The sequence below is a fragment of the Duganella sp. Leaf61 genome (assembly GCF_001421905.1).
Lineage (GTDB): Bacteria > Pseudomonadota > Gammaproteobacteria > Burkholderiales > Burkholderiaceae_D > Rugamonas > Rugamonas zoogloeoides.
The window spans coordinates 553,043-565,462 of the sequence record NZ_LMLM01000001.1 but is presented as its reverse complement, the minus strand read 5'-3'; the positions used below and the strand labels follow the sequence as shown (position 1 = coordinate 565,462).

10 protein-coding genes are annotated in these 12,420 nt (G+C 64.6%); 8 read left to right on the top strand and 2 right to left on the bottom strand.

Annotation, left to right across the window (positions count from 1 at the left end; translation table 11 throughout):
• Window positions 1–6 precede the first annotated feature (6 nt).
• On the bottom strand, window positions 7–2,004 hold the full coding sequence (locus ASF04_RS02460; protein ID WP_019923174.1) for a DNA topoisomerase IV subunit B: 1,998 nt from the start codon (window positions 2,002–2,004) through the stop codon (window positions 7–9).
• A 232-nt stretch (window positions 2,005–2,236) separates the two neighbouring features.
• On the opposite strand from ASF04_RS02460, the gene ASF04_RS02455 reads away from it, so the two are divergent.
• Window positions 2,237–2,485 (top strand): hypothetical protein, encoded by a 249-nt coding sequence (locus tag ASF04_RS02455; protein ID WP_229204886.1) that lies wholly within the window; start codon window positions 2,237–2,239, stop codon window positions 2,483–2,485.
• Between the two features lie 13 nt (window positions 2,486–2,498).
• Window positions 2,499–3,251 (top strand): TorF family putative porin, encoded by a 753-nt coding sequence (locus ASF04_RS02450; protein WP_056137817.1) that lies wholly within the window; start codon window positions 2,499–2,501, stop codon window positions 3,249–3,251.
• Window positions 3,252–3,317: 66 nt separating this feature from the next.
• Here ASF04_RS02450 and ASF04_RS02445 read toward each other — a convergent pair whose 3' ends face one another.
• The gene (locus ASF04_RS02445) at window positions 3,318–3,878 is read right to left on the bottom strand and encodes a hypothetical protein (RefSeq protein ID WP_056137815.1); all 561 of its coding nucleotides are present in this window, start codon (window positions 3,876–3,878) and stop codon (window positions 3,318–3,320) included.
• A gap of 375 nt (window positions 3,879–4,253) precedes the next feature.
• Here ASF04_RS02445 and ASF04_RS02440 point away from each other — a divergent pair, with 375 nt between their 5' ends.
• Genes ASF04_RS02440 through kdpE form a run of 6 tightly spaced genes read left to right on the top strand, consistent with a single transcriptional unit; the run spans window position 4,254 to window position 12,420 of the window.
• Window positions 4,254–4,343: a potassium-transporting ATPase subunit F gene (locus ASF04_RS02440; protein WP_019923168.1), complete on the top strand. Its 90-nt coding sequence runs from the start codon at window positions 4,254–4,256 to the stop codon at window positions 4,341–4,343.
• Window positions 4,343–6,160: a potassium-transporting ATPase subunit KdpA gene (kdpA, locus tag ASF04_RS02435; protein ID WP_056137813.1), complete on the top strand. Its 1,818-nt coding sequence runs from the start codon at window positions 4,343–4,345 to the stop codon at window positions 6,158–6,160. Before ASF04_RS02440 ends, kdpA begins: the two co-directional genes overlap by 1 nt.
• Before the next feature lie 37 nt (window positions 6,161–6,197).
• Window positions 6,198–8,300, top strand: coding sequence for a potassium-transporting ATPase subunit KdpB (gene kdpB, locus ASF04_RS02430; RefSeq protein WP_056137811.1), 2,103 nt, complete (start codon window positions 6,198–6,200; stop codon window positions 8,298–8,300).
• An 18-nt stretch (window positions 8,301–8,318) separates the two neighbouring features.
• Window positions 8,319–8,894: a potassium-transporting ATPase subunit KdpC gene (gene kdpC / locus ASF04_RS02425; protein ID WP_056137809.1), complete on the top strand. Its 576-nt coding sequence runs from the start codon at window positions 8,319–8,321 to the stop codon at window positions 8,892–8,894.
• A 23-nt stretch (window positions 8,895–8,917) separates the two neighbouring features.
• A complete protein-coding gene (locus ASF04_RS02420) occupies window positions 8,918–11,719 on the top strand; it encodes a DUF4118 domain-containing protein (RefSeq protein ID WP_056137807.1) in 2,802 nt (933 codons plus the stop codon).
• On the top strand, window positions 11,716–12,420 hold the full coding sequence (kdpE, locus tag ASF04_RS02415; RefSeq protein ID WP_019923163.1) for a two-component system response regulator KdpE: 705 nt from the start codon (window positions 11,716–11,718) through the stop codon (window positions 12,418–12,420). The genes ASF04_RS02420 and kdpE overlap by 4 nt, the downstream gene beginning before the upstream one ends.

The window sequence follows — 12,420 nt, the reverse complement described above, 5'->3', positions numbered from 1 at the left end:
TTCGTATTAGATGTCTGCTTCGGCTTCGTTGCCGTGTTCTTCGATCCAGGCGCGGCGGGCGGCGGCTTCGCCTTTACCCATCAGCATATTGAAACGTGCGGCCGAGGCGCCGTGCTCGTACTCGCCCAGGGCGACTGGCAACAGGCGGCGCGTGTCCGGGTTCATCGTGGTTTCCCACAGCTGCTCGGCGTTCATCTCGCCCAGGCCTTTGAAGCGCGAGATCGACCAGGCGCCTTCTTTCAAGCCGTCCTTGCGCAGCTTGTCCTCGATCGCCACCAGTTCGCCGGCGTCGAGCGCATACAGCTTCTGGATCGGCTTCTTGCCGCGCGCCGGCGCATCGACGCGGTACAAAGGCGGGCGGGCGATGCAGATATTGCCGTTGGCGATCAGGCCCGGGAAGTGCTTGAAGAACAGCGTGAGCAGCAGTACCTGGATGTGCGAGCCATCGACGTCCGCGTCCGAAAGAATGCAGATTTTGCCGTAGCGCAGACCGGAGAGGTCCGGGGTGTCGGTGGCGTTGTGCGGATCGACGCCGATCGCCACCGAGATATCGTGGATCTCGTTGTTGGCGAACAGGCGGTCACGGTCGGTTTCCCACGAATTGAGTACCTTGCCGCGCAGCGGCAGGATGGCCTGGAATTCCTTGTCGCGGCCCATCTTGGCCGAACCGCCTGCCGAGTCACCCTCGACCAGGAACAATTCGGTGCGGGTGACATCGGTCGATTCGCAGTCGGTCAGCTTGCCCGGCAAAACCGCCACGCCAGACGACTTTTTCTTTTCCACTTTCTGCAGCGAGCGCAGACGTGACTGCGCCTGCTTGATCACCAGCTCGGCTAGCTTTTTGCCGTAATCGACGTGGTGATTGAGCCACAGTTCGAGCGCAGGTTTCGAATACGTGGAGACCAGGCGCACCGCATCGCGCGAATTGAGGCGCTCCTTGATCTGGCCCTGGAATTGCGGGTCCAGCACCTTGGCCGACAACACGAACGACACGCGCGCAAACACGTCTTCGGGCAGCAGCTTGACGCCTTTCGGCAGCAGCGAGTGCATCTCGACGAAATTCTTGACGGCGCCATACAGGCCGTCGCGCAGGCCCGATTCGTGGGTGCCGCCATTGGGGGTGGGGATCAGGTTGACATACGATTCACGCACTACCGCGCCTTGTTCGGTCCACGCCACCACCCATGCCGCGCCTTCGCCTTCGGCAAAGCCTTCGGCGTCGGGGCCGGCGAACTGCGCGCCTTCGAACAGCGGAATCAGGGTTTCGCCATCGGTGGCCTGGGCCAGCGCTTCGGTCAGATAGCCGCGCAGGCCGTCGTTGTACTGCCAGGTCTGCGATTCGCCGGTCTTGGCATTGGTGAGCGTAACGGTCACACCGGGCAGCAGCACGGCCTTGGAGCGCAGCAGGCGTTGCAGCTCGGTTTGCGAGATGGCCGGCGAGTCGAAGTACTTGGCATCGGGCCAGGCGGTGACGCGGGTGCCGGACTTCTTGCCGTCGCGCGGCGCGACCACGGACGTCAGCGGCTCGACCACGTCGCCATGTTCGAACACCAGGTGGTGCAGGCCGGTGCCATTGGGTTCCTTGCGCCAGACCGTGATTTCCAGGCGCTTGGACAGCGCGTTTGTGACGGAGACGCCCACGCCGTGCAAACCGCCCGAGAACGCGTACGCGCCGCCCGAACCCTTGTCGAATTTACCGCCCGCGTGCAGTCGCGTAAACACGATTTCCACCGTCGGCACGCCTTCTTCTGGGTGCAATCCGACCGGAATACCGCGGCCGTCGTCCTCCACCGTGATGCTGCCATCGGCGTTCTGGGTGACGATGATGTTCTTGCAGTGGCCGCCCAGTGCTTCGTCCGAGGCGTTGTCGATGACTTCCTGGATGATGTGCAGCGGGTTCTCGGTGCGGGTGTACATGCCCGGGCGCTGCTTGACAGGTTCCAGGCCCTTGAGGACCCGGATGGATGATTCGCTATAGTCGGAAACTGGTTTTTTAGTGGCCATACGTGATCAAGCTGATAATGTCGATACTGGGTTTATGTGTTGGGCTTATTTACTGGGCTCATGTACTGGGTATATGTACAGCTAATTGCGCGTGTTTGCGTATTCTATCCTCAACCGGAGCAAACAGCGGCAATTTATACACGATGTTTACAAGAGGCCCCCGTCTTTTTAGACCGTTTTTACGGGCTGCCCGATAAGCTGGCTCCATCGCTTAACCCTTATCGGAGCTGCCATGAATCACTTCCCTTGCGTGATGACGCTCAAGGTCGATACAGCATCGGTCACCCAATTGCGCCGCATGGTTACGCGCATCTGCGGCGATTCGCTCGAATTCATCCGCATCGAAATCTGCGAGCACGGCACCCGCATGCAGGTGTGGCTGTGCGTGGGTGCCGCCATGGTCGCGCCGGTGATGGACGCGGTGATGCAGTCGCTGCCCGGCGCGGAGTTCGGGCGATTTACTCAGACATCCCACTACTAATAGAAAGCGCAACATGAACAAATTGATACTGGCCGCCGCATTGAGCGCCGCCCTTGCCGCCGGTGCGGTGCAGGCCCAGGAAGCCGCCAAGCCCGATAACGAGGTCAGCTTCAACGCCGCCGTGGTGTCCGACTACCGCTATCGCGGCATCTCGCAAACGCGCCTGCAGCCGGCGGTGCAGGGCGGCGCCGATTACGTCAACAACCCCACCGGCCTGTATATCGGCGCCTGGGCGTCGTCGATCAAGTGGACCAAGGATGCCGGCGGCGACGGCGACCTGGAACTCGATATCTACGCCGGCAAGCGCGGGCAAATGAGCGATGCCGTTTCCTACGACGTCGGTGTGCTGACCTATGTGTATCCGTCGAACGGCCTGAAACACGTGGCTGGCTTTGCCAACGCCGACACCACCGAGGTGTATGGCCAGCTCGGTGTCGGTCCTGTCTACGTCAAGTATTCGCACGCGGTGACCAACCTGTTCGGCTTCGTGGACAGCAAGAACAGCGGCTATATCGACGTGGGCGCCAATATCGAGGCAGGCGAAGGTTTTATCATCAACCTGCACGCCGGCCACCAGAAGGTGAAGAACAACGAAGCGGCCGACTACACTGACTGGAAAGTGGGCGCGACCAAAGACTTCGGCATCGTCACCGGTGCGCTGGCCGTGGTGGGGACGAACGCCAGCAAGACCGCTTACGCGTCGCCGGTCAACGGCAAGTTCACCGGCAAGACTGCGCTGCTGGTCACCATCAGCAAGACTTTCTGATCAGCGGATTTTCCTTCGTCGGGCCGGCCGGGTAGCACCCGCCCGGCCCGCTTTTTTATCTATTGCTTATCTGCTGCTGAATACCTGGCGATACAGGTGACGCACCTCGGGCGCGCACAGCACGTTGGCGGTCTTGTACGCATCCGCCTCGAAGGCGCTGTGGTGTGTATGGTAGGTGTCGTGGTCGAGCACTAAAGTGTCGGCCAGGCGCGCGCCGGGCAGCTGGGCCACGAATACCAGCAGGCACCCGGTCTGGTGCGGCGTGAGCGGTTCGCTGCCGTGGGCCACGGTGACCAGTACCCGGGCGCCGGGGTTGGCCGCGCTGGCGGCGCGCAGGCGGGCCAGCAGCGGTGCGTGGTCCTGGTGGTCAGGGTGTTGAAGGTCGGCGCGGCGCAGCAGCGCGACGATGACGGCGGCGCCGGCCAGCGAAGCCTCATCGCGCTCTTCATTGCGCGAGGCATCGATTACCAGGTCGTCGTAGAGCTGGGGATCGTAGGCGCAGGGTTCGGGGCAGACCAGCAGCACGCGGTTGCCGGCGGCTACCCGCAGCAGCGCCAGTTCCTCGGCCAGGTCGGAGACGGCGTGGTTGCCATCGTGTTCGGTGTTACCGGTGAGTGCGACGATCATGCGGTTACCTCCTCGTGGCGATGATACGCCGGTACATAGTACGGTATTGCATCGAGCGCCGCTGGCCAGTTCCAGGTATTCATGATTTTTACAGGTAGTGGAAGACAGTTTCAGCCTATGCCGGCGCCCGTAAAAATGGTCTAAAAAGTCACTACGCACTCGTAAACAAATCGTAAAAGACGGCGATTTTTACGGTTTGTTTACACCGGCCGCCGAAGTCTTTACAAAATCTTTAGACCCCTGCCGCTAACCTTTCATCCATCAAAACAAGACCTTCGAGGGTGTGATGGATTTTATATTTATGGGTGTGATCGTGGCCTTCACCGCCGCGATCTGGGCGATGGCCGCCGGCTGCGACAAGCTGGGAGGCCAGCCATGAGCATCTTTTATCTGATCGGCGGCATCGCGTCCGCCGGGCTGCTGGTGTACCTGGTGCTGGCGCTGCTCAAAGCGGAGGAACTGTGATGACCACCCAATCGATATTGCTGCTGGTCGCCTTCCTGGCCGTGCTGCTGGCGCTGGCCTGGCCGCTGGGCGTGCTGCTGGCGCACGTAGGCGACGGTTCACGGGTGCCCGGCATGGGCTGGCTCGGTGGTGCGGAGCGCCTGCTGTACCGCGCCGCCGGCATCGCCGATAAAGAAGGCCAGCCGCAGGGCCAGGGCTGGAAAGCCTATGCCGTCGCGCTGTTGACATTCAATGCCCTCGGCGCCGTCGCAGTCTACGGCCTGCAACGCCTGCAAGCCTTCCTGCCGCTCAATCCCCAGGGCCTGGCCAATGTCAGCCCGGATTCGGCCTTCAATACCGCAGTCAGCTTCGTCGCCAATACCAACTGGCAGGGATACAGTGGCGAGCAGACCATGAGCTACCTGACCCAGATGCTGGTGCTCACCGGCCAGAACTTCTTCTCGGCCGCCACCGGCATCGCCGTGTGCTACGCGCTGATACGCGGCTTCTCGTCGCGCTCGACCAAATCGATCGGTAACTTCTGGGCCGACGTCACCCGTTCGACCCTGTACGTGCTGCTGCCGCTATCCATGATCCTGGCGGTCTTCCTGGCCGGCCAGGGCGTGATCCAGAACTTCTCCGCATATAAGGAAGTGCAGTTGATCGAACCGGTCACGTACACCCAGCCAAAAGTGGACGCCGACAACCAGCCGCTCAAGGATGCCAAGGGCGAACCGGTGACCGAAACCCTGACCACCAGCACGCAAACCCTGGCCATGGGCCCGGTGGCGTCGCAGGAAGCGATCAAGATGCTGGGCACCAATGGCGGCGGTTTCTTCAACGCCAACTCGGCGCACCCGTATGAAAACCCGACCGCACTGACCAACTTCGCGCAGATGCTGGCGATCTTCCTGATTCCGGCCGGCCTGTGCTTCGCTTTCGGCCGCATGGTCGGCGACCGTCGCCAGGGCTGGGCGGTGCTCGGCGCCATGACCGTGCTGTTCGTCGCTGCCACGCTGGTGGTGATGGGTGCCGAACAGCAGGTCCACCCGGCACTGCAGGCGATGAACATCGACCAGTCGGCCAGCAGCCTGCAATCGGGCGGCAATATGGAAGGCAAGGAGACGCGCTTCGGCATCAGCGCCTCCACGCTGTTTGCCGCGGTGACCACCGCTGCCTCGTGCGGCGCCGTCAATGCCATGCACGATTCGTTCACGCCGCTCGGCGGCATGATCCCGATGGTGTTGATGCAGTTCGGCGAAGTGATTTTCGGCGGCGTCGGTTCGGGCCTGTACGGCATGCTGATCTTCGCCATCCTGGCCGTGTTCATCGCCGGCCTGATGATCGGCCGCACGCCGGAATACCTGGGCAAGAAAATCCAGGCCTACGAGATGAAGATGACGTCGATCGCCATCCTGGTCACGCCGACGCTGGTGCTGGCCGGTACCGCGCTGGCGGTGATGACCGATGCCGGCCGCGCCGGCATCCTCAATCCCGGCGCCCACGGCTTCTCCGAAATCCTGTATGCCCTCAGCTCTGCCGCCAACAACAACGGCAGCGCCTTTGCCGGCCTGTCCGCCAACACGCCGTTCTACAACACCTTGCTGGCGGTGGCCATGTGGTTCGGCCGCTTTGCCGTGATCGTGCCGATCCTGGCGGTGGCCGGTTCGCTGGCCGGCAAGCAGCGCCTCGGCGCCAACGCCGGCACCATGCCCACCCACGGTCCGATGTTCATCGGCCTGTTGATCGGCGTGGTGGTGCTGGTCGGCGTGCTCAATTACGTGCCGGCGCTGGCGCTCGGTCCCGTGGTTGAACACTTGCAGATGTTTGCTCATTAATTCGCAGGATCTCATCATGTCAACAACTCAAAAAGAAATGACGCTGTTTACCAATCCAGCGCCTAAAAAACTGCGCCTGTTCGACAGCGAACTGCTGCTGCCGGCGATTGCCGACGCGTTCAAAAAACTCAGCCCCGCGACGCAGGTGCGCAGCCCGGTAATGTTCGTGGTGTATGTCGGCAGCATCATCACCACCTTGCTGTACCTGCAGGCGCTGTTCGGCCAGGGCGAGGCGCCGGCCGGTTTCATCCTGGCGATCTCTGTCTGGCTGTGGTTCACCGTGCTGTTCGCGAACTTTGCCGAGGCGGTGGCCGAAGGCCGCAGCAAGGCGCAAGCCGCGTCGCTGCGCAACCTCAAGCAAACCGTGAGCGCCAAGAAGCTGGCCTCGCCCAAGTACGGCACCACCTGGCTGCCGCAGCCGGCCACCGACCTGCGCAAGGGCAATTACATCCTGGTGGAAGCCGGTGACGTGATTCCGATCGACGGCGAAGTGATCGAAGGCGTGGCCTCGGTCGACGAAAGCGCGATCACCGGCGAATCGGCGCCCGTGATCCGCGAGTCGGGCGGCGACTTTTCGTCGGTCACCGGCGGCACCCGCGTGCTGTCGGACTGGCTGGTGGTCAAGGTTACCGTCAATCCGGGCGAGACGTTCCTCGACCGCATGATCTCGATGGTGGAAGGCGCCAAGCGCCAGAAAACCCCGAACGAGATCGCGCTGACGATCCTGCTGGTGGCGCTGACCATCGTGTTCCTGATCGTGACGATTACCCTGTTGCCGTTCTCGCTGTTCTCGGTGCAGGCGGCCCAATCGGGCACGCCGGTCACCATCACGGTGCTGATCGCGCTGCTGGTGTGCCTGATTCCGACGACCATCGGCGGCCTGCTGTCGGCCATCGGCGTGGCCGGCATGAGCCGCATGATGCAGGCCAACGTGATCGCCACGTCGGGCCGCGCGGTGGAAGCGGCGGGCGACGTCGATGTGCTGATGCTCGATAAAACCGGCACCATCACGCTCGGCAACCGCCAGGCATCGAGCTTCGTGCCGGCGCCCGGCGTGACCGAGCAGCAGCTGGCCGATGTGGCGCAACTGGCGTCGCTGGCCGACGAAACCCCGGAAGGGCGCAGCATCGTGGTGCTGGCCAAGCAGAAGTTCAACATCCGCGAACGCGAGATGGCGTCGTTGAATGCCGTGTTCGTGCCGTTCACCGCGCAAACCCGCATGAGCGGTGTCGATATCGGGATCGGCGCTGATGCGAGGGCCGTGCGCAAGGGCGCGGCCGACAGCGTGCGCCGCTACGTCGAGTCGCTCGGCCAGCCCAATGCCTACCCGGCCGAAGTGGGCCGCGCCGTGGACGATATCTCGCGCCGGGGCAGCACGCCGCTGGTGGTCACCGACGGTGGCCGCGTGATGGGCGTGGTGGAATTGAAGGACATCGTCAAGGGCGGCATCAAGGAGCGCTTCGGCGAACTGCGCCGCATGGGCATCAAGACCGTGATGATCACCGGGGACAACCAGCTGACCGCCGCCGCGATTGCCGCCGAAGCGGGCGTGGACGACTTCCTGGCCGAAGCCACGCCGGAAGACAAATTAAAGCTGATCCGCAAATACCAGGCCGAAGGCCGCCTGGTGGCGATGACCGGCGACGGCACCAACGACGCCCCGGCGCTGGCGCAGGCCGACGTGGCGGTGGCGATGAACTCGGGCACGCAGGCTGCCAAGGAGGCTGGCAACATGGTCGATCTCGATTCGAATCCGACCAAGCTGCTTGAAATCGTCGAAATCGGCAAGCAGATGCTGATGACGCGCGGCGCGCTGACCACGTTCTCGATCTCGAACGACATCGCCAAGTACTTCGCCATCATCCCGGCGGCGTTCGTGGGCACGTATCCGCAACTGAAGGCGCTCGATGTGATGCAGCTGGCCAGCCCGTCGTCGGCGATCATGTCGGCGGTGATTTTCAATGCCTTGATCATCGTGGTGCTGATCCCGCTGGCGCTCAAGGGCGTGAAATACAGGGCCATCGGCGCGGTGGCGCTGCTGCGCCGCAACCTGCTGCTGTATGGGCTGGGCGGGATCGTTTTGCCGTTCGTGGGCATCAAGCTGATCGACATGGTGCTCGCTGCCTTGCACCTGGTTTAACCATTTTCTGGAGCTGTCATGACATCCCATTTACGTCCCGCCTTTGTGATCTTCGGCGCCCTCACCATTCTTTGCGGCGTGCTGTACCCGCTCGCCGTCTCCGGCGTCGCCGCCACCGTGTTCCCATCCCAGGCTGCGGGCAGCCTGGTCGAGGTTGACGGCAAAACCGTCGGCTCGTCGCTGATCGGCCAGTCCTTCAGCTCACCGAAGTACTTCTGGGGCCGTCCGTCGGGTACCGGTCCGATGCCCAACAACGGCGCCGGTTCTTCCGGCACCAACCTTGGTCCCACCAACGCGGCGCTGATCGATGCCGTCAAAGGCCGTATCGAGGCCCTCAAGGCGGCCGATCCCGGCAACACCCAGCCGATTCCCGTGGACCTGGTCACCGCATCGGCCAGCGGCCTCGATCCCGAGATCAGCCCGGCCGCCGCCCGCTACCAGGCTGCGCGCGTGGCCGCCGCCCGCCAGTTCAACACCAACCAGGTGCTGGCGCTGATCGAGCAGCACACGCGGCCGCAATACTTCGGCTTTTTCGGCGAGCCGCGCGTCAATGTACTGGCGCTCAACCTGGCGCTCGACCAGACCGGCCGTTGATCAATCCAAGGTAGAATCGCCGCATGTCCATCCCTCACGATAGTTCGCGCCCCGATCCCGACGCCTTGCTGGCGCAAGTCCAGGCGGGGGAGCGGCGCGCCGCGCGCGGCAAGCTGCGCATTTATTTAGGCGCGTCGGCCGGTGTGGGCAAGACCTACGCCATGCTGGCTGCCGCCCGCAAGCTGCAAGCCGACGGACATGCGGTGCTGGTCGGCGTGGTGGAAACCCATGGCCGCAGCGAGACCGCCGCCATGCTGGCCGGCCTCGACGTGCTGCCGCCGCGCGCGGTCGAACATCGTGGCCGCACGCTCGCCGAATTCGACCTCGATGCCGCGCTGGCGCGCCATCCGCCGCTGATCCTGGTGGACGAACTGGCGCACTCCAACGCGCCCGGTTCGCGCCATCCCAAGCGCTGGCAGGATGTCGAGGAGCTGCGCGACGCCGGCATCGACGTGCTGACCACCGTCAACGTCCAGCACCTGGAAAGCCTCAACGACGTGGTGGGCGGCATCACCGGCATCCGCGTGGGCGAGACCGTGCCCGACACCGTGTTCGACCAGGCCGACGAGGTGGTGCTGGTCGATCTGCCGGCCGACGAACTGCTGGCGCGCCTGAAGGCCGGCAAGGTGTACCAGGCGCCGCAGGCCGAGCGGGCGTCGAAAAACTTCTTCCGCAAGGGGAACCTGATCGCGCTGCGCGAGCTGGCGCTGCGCCGCACCGCCGACCGCATCGAGGACGACGTCCGCGCCTACCGGGTGGAGCAGTCGATTGCCGACATCTGGAAAACCGGCGCCGCGCTGCTGGCGTGCGTGGGACCGAGCCCCGGCGCCGAACACACGGTGCGCAGCACGGCGCGCCTGGCCGGCCAGCTCGGTACCGACTGGCACGCGATTTACGTGGAGACGCCGGCGCTGCAAAAGCTGCCGGCCGCGCGACGCGAGCAGATCCTGCGCACACTGAAGCTGGCTGAGGACCTGGGCGCCACCACTGCCGTGGTGCCGGGCCGCGATGTGGCGCTGGCGGCGGTGGAATATGCACGCAGCCACAACCTGTCCAAGTTCGTACTGGGCCGTTCGCGGTCGTCGCTGCCGTGGCAAACCCCGCACATCAAGCGGCTGGCCCGCTATGCGCCGGACCTCGACCTGGTCGAAATCGGCGCTGCCAGCATCGACACACCGGCCGGTGCACGTACCGCCAGCACCGGCAGCGCGTGGGGTGCCGATGCCACGGCCGACGCCGACCCTGGCGCCCGCGAGGACGGCTATGGCGAGCGCGGCGACGTAGGCGTGCCCGGTGCAACGCGTCTGCCGTGGCGCCCGCAGCGCGCTACCGGCTATGCCGTCGCTGTCGCAGCCAGCTTCGCCATCGCACTGGCCGCCATGCCGCTGCTGGCCTGGCTGGACCTGGCCAATATCGCCATGCTGTTCCTGCTCGGCGTGTTGCTCACGGCCGTGCGGTTCGGGCGCGGGCCGTCGGTGGTGGCCACGTGCGTGAGCGTGGCCTGCTTCGACTTTTTCTTTGTTTCTCCGCGCTTCGACTTTGCCGTGTCGGACTTCCAGTACGTGATCACCTTCGTGGTGATGCTGGCCGTGGGTCTGATTACCGGCCATTTGACGTCGGGCCTGCGCTTTCAGGCGCGGGTGGCGGCGCAGCGCGAAAAGCGTTCGCGCGCGCTGTACGAGTTTGCCCGCGAACTGTCGGGCGCCCTGCAAACGGAACAGATCTTCGATACCACGCGCCTGTTCATCGAAAACGCCTTCCGCGCCCGCGCCACCTTGCTGCTGCCCGACGCCGACGGCCGCCTGCTGCCGCCGCCGGCCGGCATGACGCTCGATATCGGCATCGCCCAGTGGGCCTTCGACAACGCCGAAAGCGCCGGCCTGGGCACCGACACGTTGCCGGCCAGCACGCTGTTTTACCTGCCGCTGGTGGCGCCGATGCGCACCCGGGGCGTGCTGGCGATTGTGCCGCTGCGCCAGCGCTGGCTCCTGATTCCCGAACAACGCCAGCAGCTCGACACCTTTGCCGCGCTGGCCGCGATTGCACTCGAGCGCGTGCACTACATCGAGGTGGCGCAGAATGCGCTGGTCAACATGGAGTCGGAACGGCTGCGTAATTCGCTGCTGGCCGCGCTGTCGCACGATGTGCGCACGCCGCTGACGTCGCTCGTCGGCCTGTCCGAAGCGCTGGCCGGCGCCAAACCGCCGCTGCCCGACCCCCAGCGCGAGGTGGCCGTGGCGCTGCACGACGAGGCGCTGCGCATGAGCGCCATGGTGGCCAATCTGCTCGACATGGCGCGCATCCAGAGCGGCGAAGTGAAATTCAATTTGCAGTGGCAGCCGCTCGAAGAAGTGGTGGGCAGCGCCTTGCGCGCCAGCGGTTCGCAATTGACCGGCCACCACGTGCGCACCGAGCTGCCCAAGGACTTGCCGCTGCTGCGCTACGATGCCGTGCTGATCGAGCGGGTGCTGGCCAACCTGGTGGAAAACGCCGCCAAGTACACGCCGCCCGGATCGACCATTGCCATCGGCGCCGCGCTGCACGGCCAGTGGATCAATATCACCGTGGCCGACGACGGCCCCGGCTTGCCGCCGGGCCGCGAGGAAGCGATCTTTGAAAAATTCACGCGGGGCGAGCGCGAATCGGCCAAGCCGGGTGTTGGCCTGGGGCTGGCGATTTGCCGCGCCATCGTGGAGGCGCACGGTGGCCGCATCAGCGCCGCCGCGCACGCGTCACCATTGGGCGGCGCCGCCTTCACCTTTACCCTGCCATTGGGCACACCGCCGGCCATGCCGGAGCTGGAGCCTGAACCGGAGACCGCATGACGGAACACATCACCACCCCCACCGCCTTGCTGGTGGAAGACGAACCGCAAATCCGCCGCTTCGTGCGCGCTGCGCTGGAAGAGGAGGGCTGGCAGGTGTTCGAATCGGCCACGCTGCAGCGTGGGCTGATCGACGCCGGCACCCGCAAGCCGGACCTGATCGTGCTCGACCTGGGTCTGCCTGACGGCGACGGCATCGACTTTGTGCTGGACTTGCGCAAATGGTCCACGGTGCCGGTGATCGTGCTCTCCGCCCGGGTCAACGAAGCGGACAAGATCCGCGCGCTCGACGCCGGCGCCGACGATTATTTGACGAAACCTTTCGGCGTCGGCGAGTTGCTGGCCCGGGTGCGCGCGACCTTGCGCCGCCAGCGCCAGCCGGCGGCCAGCCAGGACGGCCTGATCGCGTTCGGCGACGTGGCCGTGGATTTGCAAAACCGCCGCGTGACGCGCGGCGGAGAAAACGTGCACCTGACGCCCACCGAGTACCGCCTGCTGGCGGTGCTGGTGGCCAACGCGGGCCGGGTAATGACCAACCCGCAGCTGTTGCGCGCCGTGTGGGGGCCGTCGCAGTCGGAGAACGGCCACTACCTGCGTATCTACATGGGCCACCTGCGCCACAAGCTCGAAGCAGATCCGACGCAGCCGAAGTTTTTGCTGACCGAGACGGCTGTCGGCTATCGCTTGCAGCTGCCGGCGTAG

What these genes read in the sequence shown, in the direction of transcription:
- ASF04_RS02460 (WP_019923174.1), bottom strand. Translation starts at nt 2,004, where the DNA reads ATGGCCACTAAAAAACCAGTTTCCGACTATAGCGAATCATCCATCCGG.
- ASF04_RS02455 (WP_229204886.1), top strand. Translation starts at nt 2,237, where the DNA reads ATGAATCACTTCCCTTGCGTGATGACGCTCAAGGTCGATACAGCATCG.
- ASF04_RS02450 (WP_056137817.1), top strand. Translation starts at nt 2,499, where the DNA reads ATGAACAAATTGATACTGGCCGCCGCATTGAGCGCCGCCCTTGCCGCC.
- ASF04_RS02445 (WP_056137815.1), bottom strand. Translation starts at nt 3,878, where the DNA reads ATGATCGTCGCACTCACCGGTAACACCGAACACGATGGCAACCACGCC.
- ASF04_RS02440 (WP_019923168.1), top strand. Translation starts at nt 4,254, where the DNA reads ATGAGCATCTTTTATCTGATCGGCGGCATCGCGTCCGCCGGGCTGCTG.
- kdpA (WP_056137813.1), top strand. Translation starts at nt 4,343, where the DNA reads ATGACCACCCAATCGATATTGCTGCTGGTCGCCTTCCTGGCCGTGCTG.
- kdpB (WP_056137811.1), top strand. Translation starts at nt 6,198, where the DNA reads ATGACGCTGTTTACCAATCCAGCGCCTAAAAAACTGCGCCTGTTCGAC.
- kdpC (WP_056137809.1), top strand. Translation starts at nt 8,319, where the DNA reads ATGACATCCCATTTACGTCCCGCCTTTGTGATCTTCGGCGCCCTCACC.
- ASF04_RS02420 (WP_056137807.1), top strand. Translation starts at nt 8,918, where the DNA reads ATGTCCATCCCTCACGATAGTTCGCGCCCCGATCCCGACGCCTTGCTG.
- kdpE (WP_019923163.1), top strand. Translation starts at nt 11,716, where the DNA reads ATGACGGAACACATCACCACCCCCACCGCCTTGCTGGTGGAAGACGAA.